Below are 26,100 nucleotides of genomic sequence, written 5' to 3' on the forward strand. Positions count from 1 at the left end.
TCAGTCASACTTGCTCAATACGCGGCCCTGGCTGCATTTGAGCCGGAAACACAGCAGATCCTGGAGCAACGGCGACAAGCGTTTGAACAGCGCCGAGATCGTTTGATGCTGGGCCTTAAAAAATTGGGCTTCAAAATTGACAGCACACCACGCGGTGCTTTTTATATCTACGCCGATTGCAGTGCTTTACTGGACAAGGAAACACCCGACAGCATGCGCCTGTGTCAGCGTTTATTACACGAAGCGGGCGTGGCGATCACCCCAGGACTTGATTTTGGTCAACATCGTGCAGCGCACTATTGCCGCTTTGCCTATACCAATGAGCTGAACCGGTTGGATGAAGCAGTGAAACGCATTGCCGACTGGTTACAACGAAGATGATGGAATGTTCTGAGGCAAAGCTGGTCGAATGCCAAAGATTATGAGCTTTTACAGTCTGAGTTAACGTTGAACTGTGCCTTATTTGAGAGAAACAGATGGTTGAATTTGATGATGATCCTGAGGAAATTCTTTGTCATTGCAGTGGTACCACGCGGGGAAAAATCAAAAGCCTGGTAGACAAAGGTGCAGACAGCATTGATAAGGTCGGCAAAGCCACGGGTGCCAGTTTCGGTTGCGGCGCCTGTGATTATGATGTCGAGCAGTACATAGCCGAGTTAACTGCCCAGTAAATCAGTCATTTTCCTGTGTGGCCTTGCGGGCAAGCTGAGCGCTGCCATAGGCTGGTTCAGTCTGTTCAACGGGCAGGAATGGACAATGAAGATACTGCTGACGCAATGCCTGCCAAACAGGGTTGCCAGCACCACCGCCAATCGTGCGCATATTACTGATGGCGGGGGCTCCTTGTTTTTGTATGCACTGATAACCCTCAGCTTCAACTCGGGCCAGCGATTTCAGCAAACCGTGCAAGAAAAGCGCATCACTGTCAGGGCGAGGTGAGAAGCATGGTTGTTTGTTCGGATCATTGACAGGAAAGCGCTCGCCTTTAGCTGGCAGTGGATAATACGCTGCTGGCTGGTCGGCCAGATTAATTTGCTCCGACAAGCTTTTAAGCGTCTCGTCATCAAAAAATTGCCTGAGCACAGCAGCACCGCAATTGGAAGCGCCGCCGACCAGCCAGTGCTTATCAAAGCGATGACTGTAAACCCCCAATGCTGGGACAAAAATTGGTCGCTCGCTGATGATCTTTAACACCAGTGTTGACCCCAGCACCGTCACTGCATCTCCCGGTTGATAAGCACCAGTAGCGATAACGCCGGCAATACTGTCTGTGGTGCCTGCAACAATCATTGGGCTTTCGCTCAGATTAAACTCATCACACAGCATATTATCCAGGCGGCCAATCACCGTGCCGGGGGCAACGACCTCGGGCAACATGCTTGAGGGTATCAGCGCATTGATCCAATCAGGCCAGCACATTAACTGCGCATCAAAACCGGTTTTAAGCGCGGTGTTGTAGTCCGTGATATGACGGCTAACGCCGAGTTTGAGATTAATCCAGTCTGCCTGATGCAATAAACGAAGCGGTTTGTCTTGCTGTGTGTGATGCCGAAGATAAAGTGCTTTTGCCAACCCACTGCCAAGGCCATGCGCAGCAGAATCTGTTGGAGCAACCGATTTGATCAGGCTGGCTTCAACGCTGGCTGAAGTGTCGTGATACATCAATAACGCGCTTGCAGCTTCACCGGCGCTATCTGCCAGCATTACCGAACCAGAAGTGGCATCAACGGCGATTGCGATGATCTTGAATGCGTCGAGACGAGACAGCAGCAAGCCTAGACAGTCTTTGACTAATTGCCAGTGTTGTTGGGGAGATTGTTGAGTTTGAACTTGTTGTGAGTGAGCAAAGTCACTGCGTTGTTGGGCAATCACCAGACCTTGATCGTCTATGGCAATTGCCCGGCACCCGGAGGTGCCGAGGTCAATTCCAATCCATGCGTTATCAGACATAACGCATCAGAGAGTTAAGGAAGATGGACGGCTTCTGGAGCAACCCAGCCAGCTTGACGGTGCTCGGCAACCACTGTGGTGTAAACACCGCCGCGGACATTAAAGACACCGGTGACGCGCATGAAACGAGGATCGATGGCTGTCACCAGATCAGTCAAAATCTGGTTGGTCAATTTTTCATGGAAGCCACCTTCTTCTCTGAACGACCAGAAATACAGTTTCAGGGACTTCAGCTCGACACATTTTAAATCAGGTACATAGTCGATTTTGATCGTGGCGAAATCAGGTTGCCCCGTTTTTGGACACAAACAGGTAAACTCTGGTGTCTCGATGTGAATGGTATAATCTCGCTCGGGTGCGGCGTTATCAAAAGTTTCCAATTGTTTGCTTGGTTGAGTGGACATCAAAACTCTCTGAAATGACAAGTAAAAAGCAACATTATCCCTTAGTTGGCAGATTAAATTAAGTGTTAGAAATAATCATCCTGACAATTCTGGTTGTGGTCGGATTTATCGCAGCTGGCTGGTACACGCATAATCGTAACCAACAACAGGCGCGAGCCTTCGAGCGAGAACTGGATCCGGATTCAAACAACGCCAGCAGCCAATTTCGCCGTCGCTTCGACGCCGTTTTTGAGCAAGAGTTGCAGAACGAGCAGGACGCTGACGCAGATACACCGAAAATCAGGCTCGATGACGATATAGATCTGCAGGACTCGGCAAATTTCACCCTGACGGCAGAACAAGACATCGCAGTAGAACCTGCTGAGCCAATCACACAGGAAGAAGATGATCCGGTGGTACGTGAGTGGGACCTGGTCATTGCGCTGACTATCATGGCACCCGCTGAGACTATGTTCACCGGAAAGGCCCTGAAACATGTGCTGGAAAGTCATGATCTGCACTTCGGTGATATGCAGATTTACCATCGCTATATTTCTGCCAATCGCAAACAACCGCTTTTCAGTGTCGCTAATATTCTTGATCCGGGCACTTTGTTGCCAGACCAGATATTGTCATTGCAGACACCGGGCATACTGCTTTTTGCCCGTTTGCCCGGACCGATGAATGGCATGGCCTTGTTTGATCTGTTGCTGGAAAGCGCAGAACAAATGGCTGATCAATTGGAAGGCGTGCTGTGTGATGACCAACGTCAGCCGCTGACGGACAGCACCATTGAGTCACTGCGCAGTCGTATCTTCGAGTTCAATCTCACTCTGCAAAACGAACAGAAATCAGCCGGTGATGACTATCTCAACTGAATTGCAACAGCGCGCTGCCAGTCTGCGCGAACAAATCAACTATCACAACCATCGCTACTATGTGCTGGATGATCCGGACATCGCGGACGTTGAGTACGATCAGCTGTTTCGTGAATTACAACAACTCGAACAACAGCACCCGGAATTATTGACTGCCGATTCTCCGACATTGCGAGTGGGGGCGGCACCCTTAAAAAGATTCAGACAGGTGACGCACGTTGTTCCGATGTTGTCGCTCGACAATGTTTTTGACAAAGCCGGTTTTGAAGGGTTTGACCAGCGCGTTCGAGACCGACTGACGGCAAAAACCGCCATCGAATATGCCGCAGAACCAAAACTTGATGGACTGGCCATCAGCATTCGCTACGAGCAAGGACTATTGGTGCAAGCTGCCACCCGAGGCGATGGCTATGTCGGTGAAGATGTCACTGAAAACGTCAGAACCATCGCTTGTGTACCGTTGCGACTGCATGGCAACAATGTGCCGGAAGTTGTTGAAATCCGTGGTGAAATATACATGCCAAAAGCGGGCTTTGAGCGACTGAATCAACAACAGACCGAAGCGGGTAAAAAGATTTTTGTCAATCCGCGCAATGCTGCCGCCGGTTCACTCAGACAACTGGACTCACGCATCACGGCACAACGTCCGCTGGCCATGTTTTGTTATGGCCTGGGTGAACTGCAAGGAATGGACAGACCTGAAACACACACAGACGCCATGCATTTGCTGCAACACTGGGGCTGTCCTGTTTGTCCGGAAATGAAGATTCTGCCCGGCATAGAACAATGCTTTAGTTACCTTGACCAGTTGGAACAACAACGCAGTGCACTTGAGTACGAGATTGATGGTGTGGTGTTTAAGGTCAACAACTATGTATTGCAGGATCGCTTGGGCTTTGTGTCACGTGCGCCGCGCTGGGCAATTGCCTATAAATATCCCGCTCAGGAAGCACAAACCACCGTGCTGGATATTGAAGTGCAGGTCGGTCGCACCGGAGCGTTGACCCCAGTGGCCAGACTCGAACCCGTATTTGTCGGGGGCGTGACCGTCAGTAATGCCACCTTGCACAACGAAGATGAAATTCGACGTAAAGATGTTCGGGTAGGTGACACCGTGATCATTCGTCGTGCTGGCGATGTAATTCCCGAAATCGTCAGAGTCGTCGAGAGCCAGCGCAGTGGTGAATTGCCTGTGTTTGAGATGCCAACGGCGTGTCCGGTGTGTGGCTCTGAAGTGGAGAAACAAGCAGGGGAAGCCGTTGCCAGATGCAGTGGTGGCCTGTTTTGTCCTGCCCAGCAAAAAGAGGCTATCAAGCATTTCGCCTCCAGAAAGGCGATGGATATAGACGGATTGGGAGACAAACTGGTTGAACAGCTGGTTGATTGTGGACTGATCAAAGATGCGGCTGATTTGTTTTATCTGCAGCTATCTCAACTTGCCGGCCTTGACCGAATGGCGGAAAAATCCGCGAGCAATCTACTACAAGCACTTGAGAATGCTAAACAAACACGCTTGCCAAGATTTCTGTATGCCTTGGGTATTCGGGAAGTGGGTGAAGCAACGGCTCGATCTTTGGCGATGCACTTTCTGGATTTGCCTGCCTTGATTGAGGCAGAGCAGGCGGAATTACTGGAAATTGAAGATGTAGGACCAGTGGTTGCACATCATATCCATACCTTTTTCAGACAGCCGCATAACCTTGAAGTCATCGACAAGTTAAAAGCGGCTGGCGTCCACTGGCCTGCAGAGCAGTCGACGAACACGGATTCTCCGTTGAGTGGTAAAACCATTGTGCTGACGGGCACCCTTGAACAGATGTCCAGAGCCGAGGCCAAGGAACGTCTACTGGCGCTGGGCGCTAAAGTTGCCGGAAGTGTTTCCAGCAAAACCGATTTCGTTGTTGCCGGTCGAGATGCCGGTTCTAAATTAACCAAGGCACAATCACTGGATATTCCCGTGGTGGATGAAGCGACACTTCAAGCCTGGACAGGATTTAACTCATGACTGCATTGGCAGATGCCATTAAAAAAGTTGCGACTGGACCTCACCTGAGCAAGGATCTGACCACTGAAGAGCTGGTCGCCGCCATGCAGGAAATTCTCTCTGGTGAAGCAGATGAGGTTCGTGCAGCAATTTTCTTCATTGCCCTCAGAATGAAAGGCGAAACCAACGCCGAAAACCTGGGGGTGTTACAAGCCTTGCAGCAGCATACTCATCAACTTGACGTGGCTGTTGATGATCTGCTGGTTTACTCGGATCCCTTTAATGGCTTTAATCGCCACTGTCCGATGAGTGTCTTTATGTTGCCCGTTCTGGCGGCGGCTGGCCTGCCTGTAATGTCGCAGGGCGTGCAGTCGATGGGGCCAAAGTTTGGCGTGACCCACGCGCAGGTATTGCAAGCTGCCGGAATGAATCAGCAAACGCTGGAAACGGCCAAGTCACGATTGGAAGATCCCTCAATAGGCTGGGCTTATGTGGATCAGTCTGTGGCAAGTCCCGCCGTTTTTCAGTTGCAATCCTTGCGTGAACGCATGATTAAGCGACCCAGCATCGCGACCTTGGAAAAAATGCTGCTGCCACTGCGTGCTCGCCGAAACCATCTCATGATTGGCTTTGTTCACAAAGCCTATCCTTCGGTACTTGGCTGGCTGGTCAATCATAGTGATTTTAACAGTGCGATGATCATGCGAGGGCTTGAAGGTGGTGTCATTCCAACGCTGCGCGAGCTGTCTAATAACTATCAGGTGCTGGATGGCGAGTTAAAGGAATGGCCTCTGGATCCACTGCAATTTGCGATTGAGCAGGACACTCGAGGTGTTCAACCTGTGGCCGAAAAGGTCACAGCTGCCGAAACCCTGGAACGAGGCCTGGAAGCGCTTAATGGTCACAAAGGGCCAGCACGCGACAGCCTGATTTACGGGGCCGCTGCGGCATTGTGTCATTGTGGTCTGCATGCTGATTTTATGGCGGCGGCCAATCATGTCAGAGAACTTCTTGATTCAGGTAAGGCCTTGCAACAGTTTGAACAGGGGAGGCGATAAGTGATTTATCAGCAGACACTCAGTATTCAGACTGCGGCACGGACCACGCATAATCTGACGCGTGAGGTTCAGTCGATTGTCGCTGAATCAGGCATTCAAACCGGAACTTGCCACATATTTGTCCAGCACACCAGTGCTTCATTGATGTTGTGTGAAAATGCCGATCCGGATGTGCGTCTCGATTTGGAAACCTTTATGCAGCATATCGTGCCTGATGGCGATCCAATGTTTCGCCATCAGGATGAAGGGCCCGATGACATGAGTGCTCATATCAGAACGGTCCTGACCAATCCGGACCTGACGGTGCCAGTCACTGCGGGACAATGTGCGCTGGGCATCTGGCAGGGAATTTATCTTTGGGAACATCGTACCCAACGACATCAACGACGCATTATTGTGACAGTACAGGGCGAATCATGAGCGAATATGAAGACTTTGATGATGATTTGCCCATCGGCAAAAGCAAGTCACAAATCAAGCGTGAACTGGATCAATTGAAAGATTTGGGCCGAAAACTCATGTCTCTTGGTCCGAATGATCTGGAAAAACTGGATTTGCCAGAGAATATTTACGAAGCTGTGTTGAAGTCACATGCCATGCAAAAAGGCGCCTTGAAACGACAAACCAGCTATTTGGGCGGCCTGATTGCAAAATCAGACTGGCAGGCTATTCAAAAAAACCTGCAGCAACTTCGCCAGCCGGAGCGACAAAAGGTTGAGCAGTTCCATCAGCTTGAGCAGTGGCGAGATCAACTTCTGGCAGGAGATGATTCGGTGTTTGCTCTGCTAAAAGCAAAGTTTCCGGAATTTGATATTCAGCACGTTAGACAACTGCAAAGAAATGCCAGTCGAGAATCCGCTCAAAACAAGCCGCCAAAATCGGCTCGACAATTATTTCGTTATTTGCAGCAGATGCAGGAAGCAGAGTAGAGAGCGTCGGCTACCGGACATTCTGAAAACCGCTTTTCCTGATCGGCTATCCGGCGTCGACTCGGGGGCGATAAACCACTAGTTGTCAGGCAGGCTGACAATAAAACGAGCACCGCCCAGATGGCTGCGTTCAACACGAATATCGCCTTCGTAAGCCTCAATGATATCTTTGACGATTGCCAGACCTAGCCCTTGGCCTTCGACCTGGGTGTCAATGCGTGTACCACGTTTGATAATGTCCTCTACCGCAGCAGCCGGGACGCCGTTGCCATCATCTTCAACAATGACAAATACCCGTTGATAGGCAGGTTGAACTACGATATTGATATGTTGCTGGCAGTATTTGAAGGCATTTTCCAGCAGGTTGCCAAGCAATTCATACAAGTCGCCTTCATCGGCATGAATATAGCAATCACGAGCAATTTCCGATTGTAAATGCACGTGTTTGTCCTGATAGACCTTGGCCAATGAGTTTGTGATTTTGTGTATCACCTCACCTAATGACACCGGAGCAAGCAGATTGCTTTTGCCTTCAGTCGCCGCTCGTTGCAACTGATAATCGACCAGTGCACTGATACGATCCAGTTGCTCTTGTCCGGTATCACGAATTTCCTGCAGGTTCAGATTACCTTCAAGTGCACCGCGAAACACCGCCAGGGGTGTTTTCAGGCTGTGAGCCAGGTCGGCCAGTGAGTTTTTATAACGCTGTCTTCGAGAAGCTTCGTGATCCAGCAGATTATTGATATTGAGTGTCAGCTGTTTAAGTTCAGGGGGATAGTCGTCAGAAAGCCGGCTGTGTTCGCCGGTTTCAATAGCGTGTAAATCAACAGCAACTTTTTGTAATGGACGCATACCCCAACGCAAAATCAACCACTGGATGATCAGCAACATGACGCCGGTGCCACCCAGCCAGTACCAGAGACTGCGCTGGAAGCCAGCCGTTTGCTCCTCGATCATCGACAGATCTTCGGCCACATTGATGGTGTAATCAAACTCCTGACCAGATTCGTTTTCCCAGACGGTTCCGAAAGCCAGATTCAACAGTCGACTGCCGCCTGAGGATTCAATCAAGGAATAAATTTCTTCAGAAGGGCCGGGATGATCAGGCAAAGAGAGATTTCGGCCAATCGCTGAGGGTGACTGCCAGATAATCAAATCGCCACTGGTGATTTGAGCATATAAGCCTGAATTGGGAATAGTGAATTTCTTTTCTGCCAGTCGTTCGCCATGCACGAGTAGCTCACCGTGATCATCAAGGTCAGCGGCGGTCAGCAACATATAAACGTAGTTTAGTAAACGAACTTTTTGAGCAGATTCAGCACTGGCTTCAAAGGCATTGTTGAGACTGAAAGCAGACAATCCCAGAAAGGCCGTCAGTACCAGACTGACCGCGATAAGTAGCCGTTGAGAGAGAGAAAGTTTATTGATGAACACGCGGAAGATTGAGTCGGTAACCACGTCCACGCAGGGTTTCAATCGGGTTGAGTGTTTTGTCCGGATCCAGCTTGCTGCGTAGTCGTTTGACAAACACTTCAATGACATTGCTGTCACGGTCCTGATCCATCTCGTAGATATGATCAGTCAGTACCGTTTTTGAAATAACTTCACCGGCGTGCAGCATCAGGTAGTGAAGCATGCGGTATTCGTAGGCGGTGAGATCCACCTCCTGAGCATGGCATTTAACCTGTTGTGTGGCAGGGTTCAGCTCAACCGGGCCGCATTTCAGCACCGGATTAGCCCAGCCTGAGGCACGGCGAGAAAGGGCGTTGATTCTGGCGATGAGTTCTTCAAAGTGAAAGGGTTTGACCAGATAATCGTCGGCACCGGCTTCCAGTCCTTCGACTTTATCCTGCCATCTGCCACGGGCTGTCAGGATCAGGATTGGGAAGTCCTTGCCCAGTTCACGCAGTTGTTTGATAACGTCAATACCTGAGAGTTTCGGCAAGCCAAGATCGATAATGGCGACATCATAGGCATATTCACTGCCCATGAAGAGACCTTCTTCACCATCAGCGACCGCGTCTACGGTGAGTTTGTGTTTTTGGAGTTGCTTTGTGATTTGTTCCAGGAGATGCAACTCGTCTTCAATTAGCAAGACGCGCATTAGCGATTTCGCATTGTTTGACCAGTGTCACGATCAAATCGATAGGTACGCACACGGCCGTTATCATGCAGTACCTTAACCAGATACAGTGTGTAGCTGTTGCGTTGTTCCTCTTCGACCGATAGCACTTTGCCTCCGGTGCGTAATTGTGCAAGCTCTGCAGCAGAATCCGTGGTCAGTGGCAGCATGATATGAAAGGTTTCGGTGTCATTTTCTTCAGCATACACCGGCGCGTAGCCCGCCCACGCCAGCGGCGTTGCCAGCACAGAAAACATAACAAGTAGACGAAGTAAACGCATGTAATAACCCTAGTTCTGTTTATCTTTCATCGCTGCTTAGTGATGACCTGAACCGGCTCTCACACACTGCAATAAGTATTGGTTTAGCCATACAATTCAATGACTGTTTTGAGTGTAATGTGTTCTCACTCACAACTGAACCACCGAGGCGCTGATATTTATGTATGCATTTTTGCTCATAAAAGTGCCGTCAGTGGTGGTTCATAAATCAAAAAAAGCCCCTAATAAAATGTATCCTTTATGGTAACGCTATTGGATCAAAGTGCAAGTATCGTGCGGCAACATATTGACGAATGTGAAACTCATTGTGCCAATTCCGGGCGAACTTCCCCAAGCACACCATCCGCCCGAGCTTTCAGATAACGGTAGATGTCTTCACGACCCGCCATCACCTGCGTATTGCTGCTCCACGCAGGCATGACTCCGTACTGTCCCGTTTTTCCGTTTTCGACAATTTCCATAAATTGCATTTTGCCAATGCGGTTAAGATTTTCTGCCAGACTCGGGCCGGCAAGTCCTTGAGCAAAGGTTCCGTGACATCGTGCACACCAGTTGCGAAACAGGCGAAACCCGTTATATGTCTGGCTATCGACTCGATAACCGTCCATGACGATGTACGGTTGATTGGCATGTACAGGTGGCGCTGCCAATAGGCCAAGGGCGATGATCAGACTTGTCAGTTTCATACGCTGTTCCTGTCAAAACACGGATGCACCAGGGTCAGCGATCGTCTGACCCTGGTGCCTTAATTAGTAATAATAGCGCCGTTGTTGTGATGGAGTCACATGTACGTCAACCGGAATGTGTTTTCCTGGGTGATGGTCCATATGCGTCGAGTAAAGCTGCCCTTTGTAACGGTAGCTGACGCGATAATAATCAAGCTCTCGTTGCTCATGATAACTTTCCGTGACACGACAGGTTTCGCGTGATTGTTGCGGTCTGTGCGAATTTCGATGTGTCATGTCCCGACCAACAGAGCCGCCAAGCAGAGTGCCTGCGACGGTCATGGCAGTTTTGCCGCTGCCACCGCCAAACTGGTTACCGATGACGCCGCCGACAATGCCACCGGCAATGGTGCCGGTATAAGATTGATAGCCGCCTTGATAGCTATGTACCGGCTCACGCCAGCATTCACGATGAGGGGTTGCAACACGCACATAGCGATAAACCGGTTCGACATGGGTGACTTTTGCCATTTCAGTGCGTGGCGCGTGGTGATGGTGGGGTGGTCCTGCGATAGCCGCAGAAGATACCGATAGCAAGGTGGCCAGACTCATTAAGGTAATTGCTTGTTTCATGTCATCACTCCTTCAGCAGGGATGACTGCACAATAGCAAGCGTTAAATGAACCTTAACTGAATGCTTGATTGAGGAAATTTAACCTCGGCAGAAGTAGCGGTAAAAAATCAACAGGGCTTAAATTTCTGCCCATAATTTGTCGAGGCGTTTGGCCGAAGTCGGTCCACTGGTTTTCAATTCCTGAGCAAATACCGAGATGCGGAATTCTTCCAGCATCCAGCGATATTCAGCCAGTGCCGCTGAAGGTTTAGCCGTTGCTTTTTTCTGATAACGCTGCCAATGAGGCGCCACTTCAGCCATACGTTGACGATCCTTGGCAGGATCGACCAGAAGTTTATCGAGTCTTGAGCCAACCGCCTGACAATACACAGGCAATCGTCTCAGGGCACTATCCGGCATATCATGAATAAACCCCTGATAAACCAGACACTGCAATTGTTCACGGATGTCCTTGATGGCCGGCACCGCAGCCAGTGGAATATTACCGGTCAGACGTTTGGCGATTGCATGATAGGCGGCCAGCACTTCAGCAATAATCTGCGCCAGTTCTGAGGCGATTTGTACCAATTGTCCTTTGCACTGTGCCAATCGTTGTTCAAAGTCCTGACGATGCTGTATTGGCTGTTGACCCAGCAGAAAGCAGCGATCGAAGGCGACGGCAATCAAATCATTTTTTAACTGATCGCAGGGCTTAATTTTGTCATCTGTGTCTGACTGATAGGGCGATGGTGGCACATTGGTATAGTGCAAACACATTTGCTGAATACCGGGCAGATGTTTGTTCAGGTATTTGACGGCATCCTGTTGTGCCAGCATGAATAATCGACGCAGCCCTAGTGGAGTTTGTTGATCAGCTTGTTGCTGGGTATCCAGCAACATCAAATCGACATATTCACCGCGATCAATCAAGGCCGGATAGGCAGTCATTTCCATACCGGATTGTTGTAGCGTGATCTGCCTTGGTAACTCATCAAAATCCCAGGAGTGAAGCCCTGTGCGTTCGTATTCGCTGTTGGGAAGTTGACGAAAACTGGCGGCTGCTTCCTGCGCCCAGCGTTGTTTGAGTTGATGCAGGTCCCGACTTTCATCCAGTAATTTGCCTTGCTCATCGACCAGACGGAAGTTCATCTGCAAATACAATGGCAGTTCTTCGGTGTTCCATTGCGTCAGCGGAATTTCAACACCACTCAGTTTGCGAAGTTGCTCACTGAGCGCTGGCAGTAAGGCACCGGAATCAGGCGACAGCAATTGCAGGCATTTATCAGCGTATTGCGGCACTGGAATGAAGTGCCTGCGTAATGATTTGGGCAAACCTTTGAGTAAATGAATAATCTTGTCACGCAACAGGCCCGGTACCAGCCATTCATAGCGCTCCTCACTGGTCTGGTTGAGCAGTGATAGGGGAATGGTCTGTGTGATGCCGTCATGTGTTTTGCCGGGCTCGAAATGGTATTCAAGCGGCAATGGCACACGGTTAACCAGCATTTGATCCGGAAAACTTTCAGCGGTGACTTGCTCAGCCTGATGCTGCATTAAATGCTCGCGTTTCAGGAACAGGATGTCAGCCTGCTTTTGTTCGGCTTGCTTGCGCCACTTTTCAAAGCCCGCGCCGTTGATGATGTTGTCAGGGATGCGCTGACGATAGAAGTCAAACAGGGCGTCATCGTCGACCAGCACATCTCGGCGTCGAGATTTTTGTTCGAGCTGTTCAATGTCGGCAATCAGCTGACGGTTATGCCGGAAAAATTTGGCACGCGTTTCAAAGTCACCATTGACCAGTGCTTCACGAATAAAGATCTCATTGGCGACTGCAGGGTCCAAAGGTCCGTAATGGACTTTTCTGCGGTTGACCACGGGCAGCCCGAAAAGACTGACATTTTCGAATGCCACCACTTGTGCAGGCTTCTTCTCCCAATGCGGATCGGTGTACTGTCGCTTGACCAGTTCACCGGCAACCGGCTCAATCCACTCGGGTTCAATCTTGGCGACCAGTCTGGCATACAGTTGTCCAGTTTCTACCAGCTCGGCTGCCATCAGCCATTTGGGGCCTTTTTTGTGCAGGGCAGAACCGGGGAATATGCGTAGTTTTAGATTACGGGCACCTGTGTATTCAAACTTATCGGTTTTCATCGCAACATGGCTAAGTAAACCGGTCAGGAGTGCGCAATGAATTCTTTGGTAATCAGCCGCTTGCTGATTGAACTTGAAGCCAAGTTCATTGAGCTGAACATGCAGTTGCTGGTAGATATCCTGCCACTCGCGGAGTCGTAAAAACGACAAAAAATGTTCCCGGCAATAGCGACGAAATTTATTCTGACTCAGATGTTTACGCTGCTTTTGTGCGTGGTTCCATAGTTTGATAAATGCTAAAAAGTCAGAGCGCTCATCCTTGTATTGACTGTGTGCTTCATCCGCGGCTTGCTGCTTGTCCATGGGCCGTTCTCGGGGATCCTGAATGCTCAGGGCACTGGCAATGATCAATACTTCCGTCAGGGCATTTTGATCGCCAGCTGCAACCAGCATTCTGGCAATTCTCGGATCCACCGGCAATCGGGCCAGTTGTCTGCCCACATTGGTAATCTGTCTGCGACGGGTGACGGCGCCGAGCTCTTCCAGCAAGCGGTAACCATCGTTGATCATTTTCTCCGGTGGTGGGTTGATAAAGGGAAACTTGGCAGGCTCTCCCAGTTTTAATGCTGCCATTTGCAAGATGACCGAAGCCAGGTTGGTGCGCAAGATTTCCGGATCAGTGAAAGCCGGTCTGGCCAGATAGTCGGCTTCGTCATAGAGGCGGATACATATGCCGGCAGCGACACGGCCACAGCGACCCGCCCGCTGATTGGCACTGGATTGAGAAATTTTCTCAATCGGAAGTCGCTGTACCTTGTTACGTACACTGTAGCGACTGATTCGGGCCAGGCCGGGATCGACGACGTAACGTATGCCGGGGACGGTCAGTGAGGTTTCGGCGACGTTGGTTGAGAGAATAATCCGCCGCTGTCCGCCAGTTTGAAAGACACGATTTTGTTCTGCGGCGGATTGCCTTGCGAATAATGGCAAAATTTGTGTCTTGGGCGGATGATGCTTGCGTAAGGCTTCCGATACATCGCGGATATCGCGTTCACCAGACAGAAAGATCAGCACATCCCCAGGACCTTCCTTGCACAGCTCATCAACTGCCGCAACGATACCTTCGACAAAATCATAATCTTCAGAATCTTCATCCTGACTCAACAGCGGCCGGTAACGGACTTCAACCGGATAGGTTCGGCCACTGATTTCGAGCACAGGCGCATTATCAAAATGTTTGGAAAAGCGCTCGGTATCTATGGTTGCAGAGGTGATGATGACCTTGAGATCAGGGCGTTTCGGTAATAGTTGCTTGATATAGCCCAGCAGAAAGTCGATGTTCAGACTGCGTTCGTGGGCTTCGTCGATAATCAGCGTGTCGTATTGATTAAGAAACCGATCTGTCTGTGTCTCGGCAAGCAATATGCCGTCGGTCATCAATTTGACATAGCTGCGGTCACTGTTGACCTGGTCATGAAAGCGAACTTTGTAACCGACGACTTCGCCGATCTGACTATCCAGTTCTTCAGCGATTCGTGTTGCCACGGTTCTGGCGGCAATACGTCGCGGTTGGGTGTGGCCTATCAGGCCGGCAATGCCGCGACCAGATTCCAGGCAGATTTGAGGTAGCTGTGTTGTTTTACCCGAGCCGGTTTCACCACACAAAATGATGACTTGGTTGGCCTCGATGGCTTTGGCGATTTCATGGCGACGTTCAATTACCGGCAGATCTGCCGAGAATTTCGGCTGGGGTCGATGTGCCAGTCGCTGCTGGTAACGCTGCGATGAGTCTTGAAGTAATTTGGCAAGGGCAGAGACTTTTGACTCGGTAGGCTGTGACTGCCTGCCGAGTTCGCTTGCCAGCCGACGCAGCTTGTGCCGGTCGGCTATCATTGTTTTTTCTACCTGTTTTTCAAAGTCTTGCAAAAATTTATTCACGTACTGTGTAGATTCTTGAGTTGGCAGGACAGGACTTACATCGTCCAGGACAGCGACACAGTATATTTGAAATCATTTTTGTTGATACCTGATTCGGTCTCGGAATCGTACTCGTTGGTCAGGCCCACTCTGAGCGCGATACCGGCAAGGGTATTCAAATCAAGAATCCAGTCGAGCGAGGTCAAATTACGATATTCGCCCATATCTTCCAGACTAGGGTAGAGGGTGTTGGCAAAAGCAATACGCTGCGTTGAGTTAATTTTCCAACGTGTTTCAACGCCAATCAAACCTTCCGGCGTAAAGTCTTCACGATCACCACCAAAAGTCTGACTGAAACCCAGACCTGAACGGCCCAGCAACAACCAGTTTTCTGTGTCGACAAATTCATAACCAAGACCGGCATTGCCCGCGACACGATAATCCCAGTCTCTGAACTCATCCAGATCCAGTCGTCCGCCTGCAAAGCTGAACCATTGAGACTGTGGTCTCAGCCAGTCACGATTGATGCTTGAGTAAAAGCTGTGATCTGACAGTTCACCCTCGGAAGTGCTTCGGTAATAAGCGTTACGCCAGTTAATACGAGTACGTTCATTGTTGAGTTCAGCAATGAATGCCACATTGAGTTTATTGTTTTTCGATTTGCCTGCAGAGCCTGCCAGACCTGCATCAAGTCGTCGGTCCCAGCCAACCAGCCAGCCTGTGCCCATGAAGCCGTTGTCTTCAGGTGTCATGGTCAGTGCTTCTGCTACAACTTCAGCTTCGGTCTCCGCTTCAGCGATAGACTCAGGCGGTTCATCGATCAACGGCATCGGCTCAATCACCGGGGTACGCTGGGCAAGCCCCTCAAAATCTGTGCGGATTTGGCTGATTTTATTGTTGGCGATGGTTAATTGACCAAGCAGTTCATGAGTGATCACCACCGACTGTTCTGTTCTTGATTCAAGATAGCCTTTGAGTTGATCACCGTTACTGAGTATCAGGGTGACGGGAGCTGAGAAGACACTGGCTGGAAACAGGGTGGTAAGGAAAGCGATGGTTCTGAGCTGCACGATAAAAAAATCCTTATTGAGAGCAAGTTTGTTAATGAATGATACCGCCATGTCATCACATGGCGGGTTTTGCGAACTGAAAGCTGGTGTTTAGCAGCCTTCGTTGTTGATACTGCCGTCAGGCATTGTGGTATTGCAGTATGTGATGCCTCGCATGTGGGCATTTTCCATTTTTGCACCGGTCAGGTCAGCATCAGTCAAATCAGTAAAAATCAGGTGGGCTCTTTCCAGATTGGTATTGCGTAAATTGGCACCAATCAACTGTGCATAATCCAGCAGCGCTCCAGAAAGATCGGCACCTTCAAGATTGGCACCATGCATTCTGGAGTGGGTGAACCAGACGCCTTTCAGGTTACTGCCACTAAAGTTGGTGCCTCTGAGAATGGCTTCACTGATATCAACACCTGCAAAATCGTGGTTACTGAAATCCTCATTACTGAGATTGCAGTAGTTGCAATATCCCTGGTTCAGCAAGCGATTAATGAATGCCTGATTCGGGTTGGTTTGCGCCATTACCGAGCTGCTGAGCACGATACCTGCTAATGCCAGAACTGATTTCATTCGAAGTCTCCTGCGTTAGAGTCTGTTATTGCCAACCATCTGTGAAAAAATGATCCTCGAGTGGACGACGTTGTCTTGGCTGTAATTCTCGTTCAGCCTGTTCTGCACTGAGTGCAGACTCCGGCAGGGCATGGCCAATTGCAATCATTGACCACAGTGAAATCTCTTCCGGAATGGAAAATGCGCTACGCAGTTTGTCTGCCTCGAAGCCGCCCATTTGATGAGACATCAAACCCAGTGCAGTTGCCTGTAGGCAAAGGCTAACACTGGCGGCACCTGTGTCGTAGCCAGTCCAGCGGTTTTTTTTGTCGTTGTGAGTGAAGTTTGGCACCGATGCGGCCAGAATCAAGACAGGCGCATCTTTTGCCCATTCCTGATTACCCGGTACCAGACAATCAAGCGCTTTCTGCCAGGCTGAGGCGTTTTCAAATTTATTCCAGACAATAAACCGCCAAGGTGCATCGCCGAAGCAGGAAGGTGCCCAGCGAGCGGCTTCGCACAGTTTGATGATGTCTTCCTGACTCACTGGTTGATTGCCGTCATAGGCGCGACCACTCCAGCGATTAGCCATAATCGGCGCGATTTCATGTGCGGTTTGGGCAGGTTTATGAATCATAGAATCTCCTTTCAACGTGGCAGTGTGATTTGAGGCTCAGTCGAGGCACGATAAAATCCACCAATGTTGCCGATCACCAAGACCAGGTCGGATCGGGTTTCTGTTGCGATATCTTCAAGCATTTTCTTGCGCTCATCGCGGTCCTGGCCGCTGACTCTGACTTTGATGAGCTCGTGATGTGTCAGCGCATTATCGATTTCGGCCAAAACAGCCGGAGTCAGGCCGTTGTTGCCAATCATCACCACGGGTTTGAGGTTGTGGGCAAGACCTTTAAGATAGCGCTTTTGCTTGTCGGTAACAGACATTGAGTGAACCTGCGATAAATCAATGATTATAGCAGCATCGCGGTGCCAAACACTTCACCAGAAGCTTTGTTTTTGTGCAAAACCAGAGTTATGCAGTTCCCTGCATCTGGCTGAGTACACAGCTTCTGGACAATGACTTGGGTCGGGGAGTTTCGTCTCAGGCAATCTAAATCAGCAGTACAGTGTCTGACAGCGAACATGCAGAGCTTTTACTGGCAGTAATCGCTATAATGCAGCCCTTGTTGGACTTGCCTTGAACGGGCGAGCAGAGACTGCAAGTCGCTTGACTCCGGGACGCCTGATGACTACACACAAATTTACTGTTACCACTGCGCGAGGCATGTTGCCATTATTGGCCGATGAGCTGCGCCGCCTTGGGATTTCGAACACCAGGCAAGAACAGGGCAGTATTCGTTTCACCGGTTCGCTTGAAGATGCTTATCGGTTTTGCCTGTGGTCGCGAGTGGCGATACGGGTGCTGATGCCGATTGCACACTTTGCAGCCGAAACTCCAGAACAACTCTACGATGGTGTCAAAGCCATTGCCTGGGAAGAGCATCTTGAAGCGGAAGGTTCGACACTGGCAGTTGATTTCAATAGTTTTCGTTCCAAAATCAAACACACTCAATATGGTGCCCAAAAAGTCAAAGATGCGATTGTCGATCGCTTTCGCGAACAAAGCGGCCATCGTCCCTCAGTAGAACTGTTTCAACCGGATCTACGCATCAATGTCTATCTGAAACATAACCAGGCCATCGTCAGCATTGACCTGTCCGGCGAAAGTTTGCACAAGCGTGGCTATCGTCAGCAACAAACCGAGGCGCCATTGAAAGAAAATCTGGCAGCAGCGATTTTGCTGAGTGCTGAGTGGTCGCGTTTATCCAGGCAGGGCTGGGGCTTGCTGGATCCGATGTGTGGTTCAGGCACCTTCCTGATCGAAGCTGCCATGATAGCTGCGGATATTGCACCGGGTATCGGTCGGGAATATTTCGGCTTTCTCTACTGGAAACAACATGACAAACCTGCCTGGCAACAGCTCAAGGCAGATGCTGAGAGGCGTCGTCATGCTGGCTTGAGTCGGATGCCCATGATCGTGGGAGGAGATATTGATGCCACCGCAGTGGCAGCGGCATTGAGCAACATTGAACAGGCAGGATTGCAGGGACGAATTCAGGTATTCGAACGACAATTACTTGATTGGCCAGCAGAAGCCTCACAGTTGCCTGCCGCAGGCTTACTGGTCTGCAATCCTCCTTACGGTGAGCGGATCGGCCAGCGCGACGAGTTGCATTATCTCTATGACAGTGTCGGCAATATCATTCAGGAGAGTCTGCCCGGCTGGCGTAGTGCCATCATCACAGACAACCCGGAACTTGGAAAATTTACTGGCCTGACTTTGTTTGATCGCATTCCGTTTGATAACGGTCCGATTGCCTGTGAAGTGCTCTATTACCGAGCGGTCAAACCTGTCACGCTGACTGAACGGACGCAAGCAGCAACTCAGATAAGGGAAACAACAGAAGCAGCACAGGACAATACCAGTCGTCCGCAAGTTGAAATTTCCGAGCAGGGACGAATGTTTGCCAATCGTCTGGGCAAAAATTACAAACATCTGGCCAAATGGGCACGTAAAAACAATGTCAGCTGTTATCGGGTTTACGATGCTGACCTGCCTGACTACGCCGCAGCCATTGATGTCTATGCCGATCATGTTCACGTTCAGGAATACGCGCCTCCGAAAAAGATAGATCCGCTCAAAGCCACTGAAAGGCTTACCGAAATGATGCAGATTATTCCCGAAGTACTGTCAGTGCCCGCCTCACAAGTCGCGCTGAAAGTGCGTCAACGTCAGTCCGGTAAACAGCAATACGAAGCTCAGGCGGCGATGAGACAGCGTTTTGCCGTCGATGAGAATGGCTTGAAGTTCTGGGTGAATCTGACCGATTATCTGGATACTGGACTGTTTCTGGACCATCGATTGACCAGACAGATGGTCGCCGAACAATGTAAGGGCAAGGATTTTCTTAATCTGTTTGCCTATACCGGATCGGCAACGGTCTACGCTGCCGCAGCTGGAGCTGCTTCAACAACCAGTGTGGATATGTCCAACACCTACCTCAACTGGGCTCAAGACAATCTATTGCTGAATAAACTGGATGGACCTCAACATCATTTTATTCGGGCGAACTGTATCGACTGGTTGACGCAAGCCCGTGAACAGCAGCAGCGTTATGACGTGATTTTTCTGGATCCACCGACCTTTTCCAATTCAAGCAGAATGGAAGGCGTATTTGATGTCCAGCGTGATCATGTGGAATTAATCTGGTCCTGCATCAAGATTATGCGTCCTGATGGGCTGTTGTTCTTTTCGACCAACCGACGTGACTTTAAACTCGATAAAAAAGCGCTGGAGGCCCTGAATATTGACAATATCAGCCGTGCTACCTTGCCAGCGGATTTTGAGAAAAATCCCAAAATCCACTACTGCTGGAAAATTTCAAAGGACAAGCATCGCTGAAACCCAGACGGGCGCTGTCAGGCTTGACCACCTGAAAACTCGCTGAGTAAGGCACGCATTTCATGCCACATCTGCTGATAGCTTTTGGCGATGGGACTATTGGCAGCAAAACAGCCTAGCGGTGCCCGATATTCACCCATTTTTTCAACCATTGCAGAATAGGGCAGTACCGTTTCCAGACGGTTTTTGAGAATTTTGGGCGGATGCGCCAGCATGACGCGATGCATGGTTCGCCGCCGATCAACCATATTGAAAAAACCGTGCAGCCGTTTAGCTTTGAGCTGATGTTCTTTGAAAAAGTCGCGAGTTTGCTCAAAAGTTCGCAGTGATAACGGGGTAGGTACCAGCGGCACAAACAGGGCGTCCGCGGTTTTAAAAATCTGTTCACTGAGTAGCGAAAAGCTTGGCGGGCAATCAAGCACGATTAACTGGTACTGCTCGGCAAATGGGGCCACCAGTTGACGAATTAGATCGTCCCGGCCTTTCTCCTGCTGCTGTGCCAGTAAGGCATCGAAATGACGCATCGATAAGTCCGCTGCAATCATATCCAGATTGGCATAGTCGGTCGATTTCACCAGTTTGCCAATCGGTGTTTTACCCGTTAGCAGCTTCTTGGGCGCCAATGATTTTTGTTGGCTGTTGAGCAGCCAACTGGCGGCACCTTGAGGGTCGAGATCCCAGAGTAAGGTGGCGACGCCCTCACTGGCCGCTTGCCAGGCGATATTAACGGCGGTGGTGGTTTTTCCTACACCGCCTTTCAGATTATAAAATGCGATGGTTTCCATCAGCTTGTGTAGGTCTTGGCCATTTTTTCCAGCAACAAGGTTTGTGCTGCAACGGGCTCATCACCCTCATTTCTGGCAACTCGCTGATAGCGACCATCGGCCGATAAAATCCAGGCTTGCGTATTGTCTGCGAGATAGGTTTCCAGATCATCAATGATGCGCTGTCGCAGTCTTTTGGATTCGATAGGAAAGCAAGTTTCAACGCGCCTTAACAGGTTTCGCTTCATCAAGTCAGCACTGCCGGCCCAGACTTCTTCCTCGCCCGAGTTGGCAAAATAAAACACTCGGGTGTGCTCCAGAAAACGACCGATGATACTGCGCACCCGAATATTGTCGGAAATGCCCGGCACACCCGGTTTCAGCGAGCAAATACCCCTGACGATGAGATCTACCTGAACACCAGCCATTGACGCGCGATACAGGGCCTGAATCATTTCCGGTTCTACCAGTGCATTCACTTTAGCGATGATGCGGGCTGGCTTGCCGGATTCCGCGTGACTGGTTTCCCGTTGGATACGCTCCAGCAATCCCTCATGCAAAGTAAAAGGTGCATGAAGCAGTTTGTGCATTTTCGGGATCTTGCCGAGACTCGTTAGTTGAATGAATAGGTTGTTGACGTCTTCACCCATTTGTTTGTCGGAAGTCATCAAACCATAATCGGTGTAGATGCGTGAAGTGCTGCGGTGATAGTTACCTGTGCCCAGATGAACATAACGACGCAGTTTGTTGTTCTCACGGCGAAGGATCAGCAACATTTTTGCATGGGTTTTGTATCCGACAATGCCATACACCACATGCGCACCGGCTTGCTGCAATCTTGAAGCAAGTGCCACGTTGGCTTCTTCATCAAAACGGGCACGTAATTCAACCACCACGGTGACTTCCTTGCCAGCATGGGCTGCTGCCACCAATGCATCGACAATGGGTGACATGGCGCCGGTTCGATACAGCGTCTGTTTGACGGCCAGCACAGTAGCATCCGAAGCTGCCTGCCTGATCAAGTCAATGACCGGTGTGAACGATTCAAAAGGGTGGTGCAACAGTACGTCTTGTTTGCGCAGCACATTGAATAGATCAATCTCGCTGCCGTTACTCAAATTGCCCGGTCGACCCTGAGTAAACGGTTTGAACTTGAGATCCTGCCGCTCGACCAGCGAATGCAAGGTTTGCAAACGACTCAAATTCACCGGGCCGTTGACCTGATAAACATTGCTACTGTCCATGCCACACTGATTACGCAGAAACTCAACCATTTCTTCCGGACAGTTATGAGCGATTTCCAGCCGTACTTCGTCTCCGTAGTTACGATGTGTTAATTCATCGGCGATGGTGGCCAGCAGATCACTGGTTTCTTCAGTATCAATAGCGAGATCACTGTTTCGGGTGACTCGGAATTGGTAACAACCTTTGACCTTCATGCCAAAAAACAAATCTTCTGCAAAGGCATGAATCACCGAGGACAAGAACACAAAGTTATACGCACCAGCAGGTGCTAATTCTTCAGGCAGGGCGATAACGCGTGGTAGTGCTCTGGGTGCCTGCAAAATCGCATAACCCCGGTCACGGCCAAAGGCATCTTTACCGACCAGTGAAACGATGAAATTCAAGCTTTTGTTCAGCAGTCTGGGAAATGGATGGGCTGAATCCAGTCCAATCGGGCTGAGTATCGGCAAGACTTCTTCCTGAAAGTAATTTCTCAACCAGTTCGCCTGATCATCAGTCCAGTTAGCGCGAGGCAGTACTTCTATGGATTCAGCCGCCAGTGCCGGCAGTAACTGTTCGTTGAGCACGGAATATTGTTCTTCGACCAGTTCATGAGCACGTTGACTGATGAGTTTCAGCGCTTCCTGCGCTGTGATTTGATCAGCCTCAAGGTAAGGATCACCGATTTCGATTTGCTGGATCAGCCCCGCAACCCTGACTTCAAAAAACTCATCCAGATTGGTGCTGGAGATACACAGGTAATTGAGCCTTTCCAGTAAGGGAACATCAGGATCCAGCGCTTGTTGTAGCACACGCCAGTTGAACTCCAGCAAGCTGAGTTCACGGTTCAAATAGAGATCCGGGGAGTTGAGGTCTGGGGCGGGCGTCATGTTATCCATCTTGGGTATCTGCTAATCCGGCTGATGATAGAAAGGCTTTGTTACAGATTCGAGACAATGCTTACCATCGGTACTTGTCGTAGTTTTCAGGATTGGCCCAGAATCTGCTGTTTAGCCAATCACGTCGATATTGATAGTTTTCTATAGCATAACTGAACAGCTGCACACCTTGCTGTGTTCCTGCAATGTGTCTAAGCCCAAGCGCCAGATAATCGGTGAGCTGCCAGCCGTTTTGTCTGGCTTGTGCAGGTTCGCTGATCAGAAAGATGTGCGGTGTGTACCGATTACGCAACGAACCCAGCCATTGCTGGCCTGCGGCTACGTCTAATTGTTCGGTCAAGTCACTGATGACAGCTACATCTACCAGCGGCAGTTGCTCAAGCTGTGACTGCGCAAATGGTGTTGTGATTTTCAGCAATCTGGTATCTTCGTAGCCCTTAATGCACTCTAGGGCAGTTTCGCCTGCCAGTAGAAGTGATTTGGGTTGAAATCTCGCCACCAGAGGAACCAGAATTTTTGATAACGCAATTGAATCAGTCATGACAGAGCAGAATAAAACATCCGATGAATTCTGGAAACACAAGCGCCTGAGTCAGATGACACATGACGAATGGGAAAGCCTGTGTGACGGATGTGGCAGATGCTGTCTGCACAAACTTGAAGACGATGATGACGGCCGCATGTACTACACACGTGTCGCCTGTCAGTTGCTGGATATCAAAACTTGCCGTTGCAGTGATTATCAAAATCGCCAACAAACCATTCCAGACTGCGTGCAACTCAGCGTGGAACAAGCCGAGTGGTTCGACTGGTTGCCTGATACCTGTGCCTATCGCTTACTGGCCGAAGGTGAATCCTTGCCCGACTGGCATCCGCTCATCACCGGTACAGCGCAGAGTGTCATTGATGCGGGTGTTTCTGTACGCGATATTGCGATCACAGAAACCGATCAACAGGACCTGACCGAACAGGTGATTCGTCTGCAAAAACCTTCATGGCCACATGAGTCCTGAGCAAAGCCGCGAATTCACACGTCAGCTGGAGGCGGCAGCCTTGTTGTTGCTGGAGCTGGTTATCTTTCGAAAGCCAGATGATTTGGCGCGGCGATTTGGTTTACCTATCCCGGTGGTGCGTTATTGGTGGCGCAATACCGATCAGGAAACTCGCCCGGTCGATCAAGCCAAATTGTCACCCAGAGAGGTGAAACAAATACGCAAGGCCACCCAGACGCTGGAAAATTGGGAAAAAGTTAAACGTTATCGTCCTGCCTGTGGTGCTAAACTGCCGGGAGGTCGGCAATGCAAGCGCTCGGTTGCGATTCGCTCTCCCGAAGGGTGGTCACAGGGCGCATTGGCAGATCGCTGTCGCATGCATGGCGGTCTTGCTCGACGAGTGATGCGTCGCAATGAAGCGGAGGATCCGGAATCATCAGATTGATGCCCTCAAAAACAAGGAGGCGAGATGATTGATAACACGGAAATATTGCGACAAATATTGACACTATGCAGTGAACAACAGAGCGGAACATTGTTTCTGGTAACCCGCGACAATAAGGCCTGCCATATTGTGTTCGATCAGGGACGCATCACCGGCATGTCCTTCGGTGCTGTTAAAGGTGCGGCGGTGGCAGAGCTGCTGGGCAGGTTGGTGATTGAACGTTGTGTATTCAACAGCGGCACTCAATTACCATTAACGCAACGCGCACTGGTCGAGCCGGAAACTGATATATTCAGCTCGTTTGGTTTGCGTAGGCGGCCCGGCCAGCATGTGCCGGAAAAACAAACCGAGCGCATCTATCGTGGTCATAAAGTTACCCAAGAACACTCGGGGCCGGTGAGTCCAGGGGCAGAAACAGCTCAACCGCCAGCAGAAAACATCAAACCCAAAACCAGGGCCAAACGCATTTACCGGGGCCATGTGATCGAAGACTAAGATCAGCAACAGCAATCAGCATCGAACAAAAGGGCGTATGAATATAAACAACGATCAATTTAACGAGGGTCTGCTCAAATTTATTGATGCCTCGCCAACACCGTTTCATGCGGTGGCCACTATGCAAGCGGCATTGCTCAAGGCAGGTTTTCAGGAACTGAAAGAGACCACTGCCTGGGGAACATTGGAGGCAGGTGGTTATTTTCTGACCCGAAATGCCTCATCCATCATCGCTTTTTTTCTGCCCGAGAATGTCAATCTTGCCGAGACCGGCATGCACATGGTCGGTGCTCATACCGACAGTCCCTGCCTGAAAGTCAAACCCCAACCAGAAAAAGTCAGCCAGACACTCTGGCAGCTGGGTGTAGAAGTTTACGGCGGAGCCTTGTTAAATCCCTGGTTTGATCGTGACTTGTCGATGGCCGGACGCGTCAGTTTTCTTGATAGCAAAGGGGCTTTAAAACATGCGCTGATCGATTTCGAGCAAGCTGTTGCGGTGATTCCAAGTCTTGCAATTCATCTTGATCGAGAGGTCAATCAGAATCGAAGTATCAACCCACAACTGCACTTGCCGCCGGTACTGATGCAGGTTGAGGAAGGCGAAAATACTGATTTCCGTGCTCTGTTGGAACAACAACTCAGACAGCAGCAACCTGAGCTGGATGCAGGCAGGGTTCTGGATTACGAAATCTCGCTGTATGATACCCAGCCTTCGGCACTTACCGGGCTGAATCAGGACTTTATCAGCGCGGCGCGTCTCGACAATCTGTTGAGCTGCTATTGCGGACTACAGGCGTTACTGGCGAGTGACCACCAGCGTCCAATGTTGCTGGTATGTACTGACCACGAGGAAGTGGGCAGCTGTTCAACATCAGGGGCTCAAGGTACTTTTTTACAGGCGGTGTTACAGCGCTTGGCCTCAGGCAGTGAAGCAGAACACAGAATGCTGCAGAACTCGCTGTTAATTTCGGCCGACAATGCGCATGGTATTCACCCGAATTATGCTGACCGGCATGATGAGTTGCATGGCCCGATCCTGAATCGTGGTCCTGTCATTAAAACCAATGCCAATCAGCGCTACGCCACCAACAGTGAGAGCAGCGCTTATTTTCGATACCTGTGTGAGCTGGCCGATGTGCCAGTACAGGATTTTGTCGTACGTAGTGACATGGCCTGCGGCAGTACCATCGGCCCCATCACCGCGACTCGACTGGGCATAAAAACGCTGGATATCGGTGTGCCTACCTTTGCGATGCACTCGATTCGTGAAATGGCAGGCAGTCGGGATGCATGGTTTTTGTTTCAAGTTTTAAGCAAGTTTTTCAGTCAGTTATAAGGAT

General features: G+C 50.1%; 27 protein-coding genes. 12 read left to right on the top strand and 15 right to left on the bottom strand.

The genetic code is table 11. The annotated features are described in order from the left end of the window. Positions 1 to 381, top strand: a 381-nt coding sequence (locus MPL1_RS10525; protein ID WP_009727116.1) for an aminotransferase class I/II-fold pyridoxal phosphate-dependent enzyme, incomplete at its 5' end; no start/stop codon positions are given. 95 nt (positions 382 to 476) lie between these two features. Continuing rightward, a complete protein-coding gene (locus MPL1_RS10530; protein ID WP_009727117.1) occupies positions 477 to 671 on the top strand; it encodes a (2Fe-2S)-binding protein in 195 nt (64 codons plus the stop codon). A gap of 1 nt (position 672) precedes the next feature. Here MPL1_RS10530 and MPL1_RS10535 read toward each other — a convergent pair whose 3' ends face one another. Both MPL1_RS10535 and queF read right to left on the bottom strand, forming a co-directional pair. After that, positions 673 to 1,950 carry an FGGY-family carbohydrate kinase gene (locus tag MPL1_RS10535; protein WP_009727118.1) on the bottom strand — a complete coding sequence of 426 codons (1,278 nt, stop codon included), beginning with the start codon at positions 1,948 to 1,950 and terminating at the stop codon, positions 673 to 675. A gap of 14 nt (positions 1,951 to 1,964) precedes the next feature. Continuing rightward, entirely contained in the window at positions 1,965 to 2,354 is a 390-nt protein-coding gene (gene queF / locus MPL1_RS10540; protein ID WP_009727119.1) for a preQ(1) synthase, read from the bottom strand. A gap of 62 nt (positions 2,355 to 2,416) precedes the next feature. Here queF and zipA point away from each other — a divergent pair, with 62 nt between their 5' ends. The 5 genes from zipA to yjgA are packed head-to-tail and all read left to right on the top strand — an operon-like array spanning position 2,417 to position 7,182. Further along, positions 2,417 to 3,211, top strand: a complete 795-nt coding sequence (gene zipA / locus MPL1_RS10545) for a cell division protein ZipA (RefSeq protein WP_009727120.1) — start codon at positions 2,417 to 2,419, stop codon at positions 3,209 to 3,211. Continuing rightward, entirely contained in the window at positions 3,195 to 5,216 is a 2,022-nt protein-coding gene (ligA, locus tag MPL1_RS10550) for an NAD-dependent DNA ligase LigA (RefSeq protein WP_009727121.1), read from the top strand. The genes zipA and ligA overlap by 17 nt, the downstream gene beginning before the upstream one ends. Continuing rightward, positions 5,213 to 6,253, top strand: coding sequence for an anthranilate phosphoribosyltransferase (locus MPL1_RS10555; RefSeq protein WP_009727122.1), 1,041 nt, complete (start codon positions 5,213 to 5,215; stop codon positions 6,251 to 6,253). Before ligA ends, MPL1_RS10555 begins: the two co-directional genes overlap by 4 nt. After that, complete coding sequence (locus MPL1_RS10560) at positions 6,254 to 6,673, top strand: secondary thiamine-phosphate synthase enzyme YjbQ (protein ID WP_009727123.1); 420 nt, start codon at positions 6,254 to 6,256, stop codon at positions 6,671 to 6,673. Then, positions 6,670 to 7,182 (top strand): ribosome biogenesis factor YjgA, encoded by a 513-nt coding sequence (yjgA, locus tag MPL1_RS10565; RefSeq protein WP_009727124.1) that lies wholly within the window; start codon positions 6,670 to 6,672, stop codon positions 7,180 to 7,182. Before MPL1_RS10560 ends, yjgA begins: the two co-directional genes overlap by 4 nt. A 78-nt stretch (positions 7,183 to 7,260) precedes the next feature. Here the strand turns inward: yjgA and MPL1_RS10570 are convergent, their stop codons facing one another. From MPL1_RS10570 to yhbY, 10 genes are all read right to left on the bottom strand, one after another. After that, the gene (locus MPL1_RS10570) at positions 7,261 to 8,616 is read right to left on the bottom strand and encodes an ATP-binding protein (protein WP_009727125.1); all 1,356 of its coding nucleotides are present in this window, start codon (positions 8,614 to 8,616) and stop codon (positions 7,261 to 7,263) included. Further along, positions 8,603 to 9,286: a response regulator transcription factor gene (locus MPL1_RS10575; RefSeq protein ID WP_009727126.1), complete on the bottom strand. Its 684-nt coding sequence runs from the start codon at positions 9,284 to 9,286 to the stop codon at positions 8,603 to 8,605. The genes MPL1_RS10570 and MPL1_RS10575 overlap by 14 nt, the downstream gene beginning before the upstream one ends. After that, on the bottom strand, positions 9,286 to 9,585 hold the full coding sequence (locus MPL1_RS14175) for a PepSY domain-containing protein (RefSeq protein ID WP_009727127.1): 300 nt from the start codon (positions 9,583 to 9,585) through the stop codon (positions 9,286 to 9,288). The genes MPL1_RS10575 and MPL1_RS14175 overlap by 1 nt, the downstream gene beginning before the upstream one ends. A gap of 302 nt (positions 9,586 to 9,887) precedes the next feature. Next, positions 9,888 to 10,271, bottom strand: coding sequence for a c-type cytochrome (locus MPL1_RS10585; protein ID WP_009727128.1), 384 nt, complete (start codon positions 10,269 to 10,271; stop codon positions 9,888 to 9,890). A 63-nt stretch (positions 10,272 to 10,334) separates the two neighbouring features. Then, positions 10,335 to 10,883: a glycine zipper 2TM domain-containing protein gene (locus MPL1_RS10590; RefSeq protein ID WP_009727129.1), complete on the bottom strand. Its 549-nt coding sequence runs from the start codon at positions 10,881 to 10,883 to the stop codon at positions 10,335 to 10,337. A 118-nt stretch (positions 10,884 to 11,001) separates the two neighbouring features. Then, positions 11,002 to 14,892 (bottom strand): ATP-dependent RNA helicase HrpA, encoded by a 3,891-nt coding sequence (gene hrpA, locus MPL1_RS10595; RefSeq protein ID WP_009727130.1) that lies wholly within the window; start codon positions 14,890 to 14,892, stop codon positions 11,002 to 11,004. A 35-nt stretch (positions 14,893 to 14,927) separates the two neighbouring features. Next, positions 14,928 to 15,992, bottom strand: a complete 1,065-nt coding sequence (locus tag MPL1_RS10600; RefSeq protein WP_009727131.1) for a DUF481 domain-containing protein — start codon at positions 15,990 to 15,992, stop codon at positions 14,928 to 14,930. Positions 15,993 to 16,031: 39 nt separating this feature from the next. Beyond that, a complete protein-coding gene (locus MPL1_RS10605) occupies positions 16,032 to 16,502 on the bottom strand; it encodes a pentapeptide repeat-containing protein (protein WP_009727132.1) in 471 nt (156 codons plus the stop codon). Between the two features lie 25 nt (positions 16,503 to 16,527). Further along, positions 16,528 to 17,118: a nitroreductase family protein gene (locus MPL1_RS10610; protein ID WP_009727133.1), complete on the bottom strand. Its 591-nt coding sequence runs from the start codon at positions 17,116 to 17,118 to the stop codon at positions 16,528 to 16,530. 11 nt (positions 17,119 to 17,129) lie between these two features. Continuing rightward, positions 17,130 to 17,423 carry a ribosome assembly RNA-binding protein YhbY gene (gene yhbY / locus MPL1_RS10615; protein ID WP_009727134.1) on the bottom strand — a complete coding sequence of 98 codons (294 nt, stop codon included), beginning with the start codon at positions 17,421 to 17,423 and terminating at the stop codon, positions 17,130 to 17,132. A gap of 301 nt (positions 17,424 to 17,724) precedes the next feature. Between yhbY and rlmKL the strand changes: the two genes are divergently transcribed. Further along, entirely contained in the window at positions 17,725 to 19,941 is a 2,217-nt protein-coding gene (gene rlmKL, locus MPL1_RS10620; RefSeq protein ID WP_009727135.1) for a bifunctional 23S rRNA (guanine(2069)-N(7))-methyltransferase RlmK/23S rRNA (guanine(2445)-N(2))-methyltransferase RlmL, read from the top strand. A 17-nt stretch (positions 19,942 to 19,958) separates the two neighbouring features. Here rlmKL and MPL1_RS10625 read toward each other — a convergent pair whose 3' ends face one another. The 3 genes from MPL1_RS10625 to MPL1_RS10635 form a co-directional block, all read right to left on the bottom strand. After that, positions 19,959 to 20,726 (bottom strand): ParA family protein, encoded by a 768-nt coding sequence (locus MPL1_RS10625; protein ID WP_009727136.1) that lies wholly within the window; start codon positions 20,724 to 20,726, stop codon positions 19,959 to 19,961. Next, positions 20,726 to 22,828 (bottom strand): polyphosphate kinase 1, encoded by a 2,103-nt coding sequence (gene ppk1, locus MPL1_RS10630; RefSeq protein WP_009727137.1) that lies wholly within the window; start codon positions 22,826 to 22,828, stop codon positions 20,726 to 20,728. The genes MPL1_RS10625 and ppk1 overlap by 1 nt, the downstream gene beginning before the upstream one ends. A gap of 61 nt (positions 22,829 to 22,889) precedes the next feature. Then, on the bottom strand, positions 22,890 to 23,369 hold the full coding sequence (locus MPL1_RS10635; RefSeq protein WP_009727138.1) for a DUF6231 family protein: 480 nt from the start codon (positions 23,367 to 23,369) through the stop codon (positions 22,890 to 22,892). Here MPL1_RS10635 and MPL1_RS10640 point away from each other — a divergent pair. Genes MPL1_RS10640 through MPL1_RS10655 form a run of 4 tightly spaced genes read left to right on the top strand, consistent with a single transcriptional unit; the run spans position 23,368 to position 26,096 of the window. Further along, positions 23,368 to 23,841, top strand: coding sequence for a YcgN family cysteine cluster protein (locus MPL1_RS10640; protein ID WP_009727139.1), 474 nt, complete (start codon positions 23,368 to 23,370; stop codon positions 23,839 to 23,841). The genes MPL1_RS10635 and MPL1_RS10640 overlap by 2 nt on opposite strands. Then, positions 23,831 to 24,265: a hypothetical protein gene (locus tag MPL1_RS10645; RefSeq protein WP_009727140.1), complete on the top strand. Its 435-nt coding sequence runs from the start codon at positions 23,831 to 23,833 to the stop codon at positions 24,263 to 24,265. Before MPL1_RS10640 ends, MPL1_RS10645 begins: the two co-directional genes overlap by 11 nt. 24 nt (positions 24,266 to 24,289) lie before the next feature. Next, entirely contained in the window at positions 24,290 to 24,760 is a 471-nt protein-coding gene (locus MPL1_RS10650) for a hypothetical protein (protein ID WP_009727141.1), read from the top strand. A gap of 37 nt (positions 24,761 to 24,797) precedes the next feature. Then, positions 24,798 to 26,096: a M18 family aminopeptidase gene (locus MPL1_RS10655; RefSeq protein WP_009727142.1), complete on the top strand. Its 1,299-nt coding sequence runs from the start codon at positions 24,798 to 24,800 to the stop codon at positions 26,094 to 26,096. The last annotated feature ends 4 nt before the right edge of the window (positions 26,097 to 26,100 follow it).

The organism is Methylophaga lonarensis MPL, assembly GCF_000349205.1.
In the GTDB taxonomy this organism is placed as follows: Bacteria; Pseudomonadota; Gammaproteobacteria; order Nitrosococcales; family Methylophagaceae; genus Methylophaga; species Methylophaga lonarensis.

Coding starts and splice junctions, on each gene's coding strand:
- MPL1_RS10600 (WP_009727131.1), bottom strand. CDS start 15,992: ATGGCGGTATCATTCATTAACAAACTTGCTCTCAATAAGGATTTTTTT.
- MPL1_RS14175 (WP_009727127.1), bottom strand. CDS start 9,585: ATGCGTTTACTTCGTCTACTTGTTATGTTTTCTGTGCTGGCAACGCCG.
- MPL1_RS10610 (WP_009727133.1), bottom strand. CDS start 17,118: ATGATTCATAAACCTGCCCAAACCGCACATGAAATCGCGCCGATTATG.
- MPL1_RS10575 (WP_009727126.1), bottom strand. CDS start 9,286: ATGCGCGTCTTGCTAATTGAAGACGAGTTGCATCTCCTGGAACAAATC.
- MPL1_RS10530 (WP_009727117.1), top strand. CDS start 477: ATGGTTGAATTTGATGATGATCCTGAGGAAATTCTTTGTCATTGCAGT.
- MPL1_RS10645 (WP_009727140.1), top strand. CDS start 23,831: ATGAGTCCTGAGCAAAGCCGCGAATTCACACGTCAGCTGGAGGCGGCA.
- ppk1 (WP_009727137.1), bottom strand. CDS start 22,828: ATGGATAACATGACGCCCGCCCCAGACCTCAACTCCCCGGATCTCTAT.
- yhbY (WP_009727134.1), bottom strand. CDS start 17,423: ATGTCTGTTACCGACAAGCAAAAGCGCTATCTTAAAGGTCTTGCCCAC.
- yjgA (WP_009727124.1), top strand. CDS start 6,670: ATGAGCGAATATGAAGACTTTGATGATGATTTGCCCATCGGCAAAAGC.
- MPL1_RS10585 (WP_009727128.1), bottom strand. CDS start 10,271: ATGAAACTGACAAGTCTGATCATCGCCCTTGGCCTATTGGCAGCGCCA.
- MPL1_RS10635 (WP_009727138.1), bottom strand. CDS start 23,369: ATGACTGATTCAATTGCGTTATCAAAAATTCTGGTTCCTCTGGTGGCG.
- MPL1_RS10555 (WP_009727122.1), top strand. CDS start 5,213: ATGACTGCATTGGCAGATGCCATTAAAAAAGTTGCGACTGGACCTCAC.
- rlmKL (WP_009727135.1), top strand. CDS start 17,725: ATGACTACACACAAATTTACTGTTACCACTGCGCGAGGCATGTTGCCA.
- MPL1_RS10590 (WP_009727129.1), bottom strand. CDS start 10,883: ATGAAACAAGCAATTACCTTAATGAGTCTGGCCACCTTGCTATCGGTA.
- queF (WP_009727119.1), bottom strand. CDS start 2,354: ATGTCCACTCAACCAAGCAAACAATTGGAAACTTTTGATAACGCCGCA.
- MPL1_RS10625 (WP_009727136.1), bottom strand. CDS start 20,726: ATGGAAACCATCGCATTTTATAATCTGAAAGGCGGTGTAGGAAAAACC.
- ligA (WP_009727121.1), top strand. CDS start 3,195: ATGACTATCTCAACTGAATTGCAACAGCGCGCTGCCAGTCTGCGCGAA.
- MPL1_RS10535 (WP_009727118.1), bottom strand. CDS start 1,950: ATGTCTGATAACGCATGGATTGGAATTGACCTCGGCACCTCCGGGTGC.
- MPL1_RS10650 (WP_009727141.1), top strand. CDS start 24,290: ATGATTGATAACACGGAAATATTGCGACAAATATTGACACTATGCAGT.
- MPL1_RS10605 (WP_009727132.1), bottom strand. CDS start 16,502: ATGAAATCAGTTCTGGCATTAGCAGGTATCGTGCTCAGCAGCTCGGTA.
- MPL1_RS10655 (WP_009727142.1), top strand. CDS start 24,798: ATGAATATAAACAACGATCAATTTAACGAGGGTCTGCTCAAATTTATT.
- MPL1_RS10640 (WP_009727139.1), top strand. CDS start 23,368: ATGACAGAGCAGAATAAAACATCCGATGAATTCTGGAAACACAAGCGC.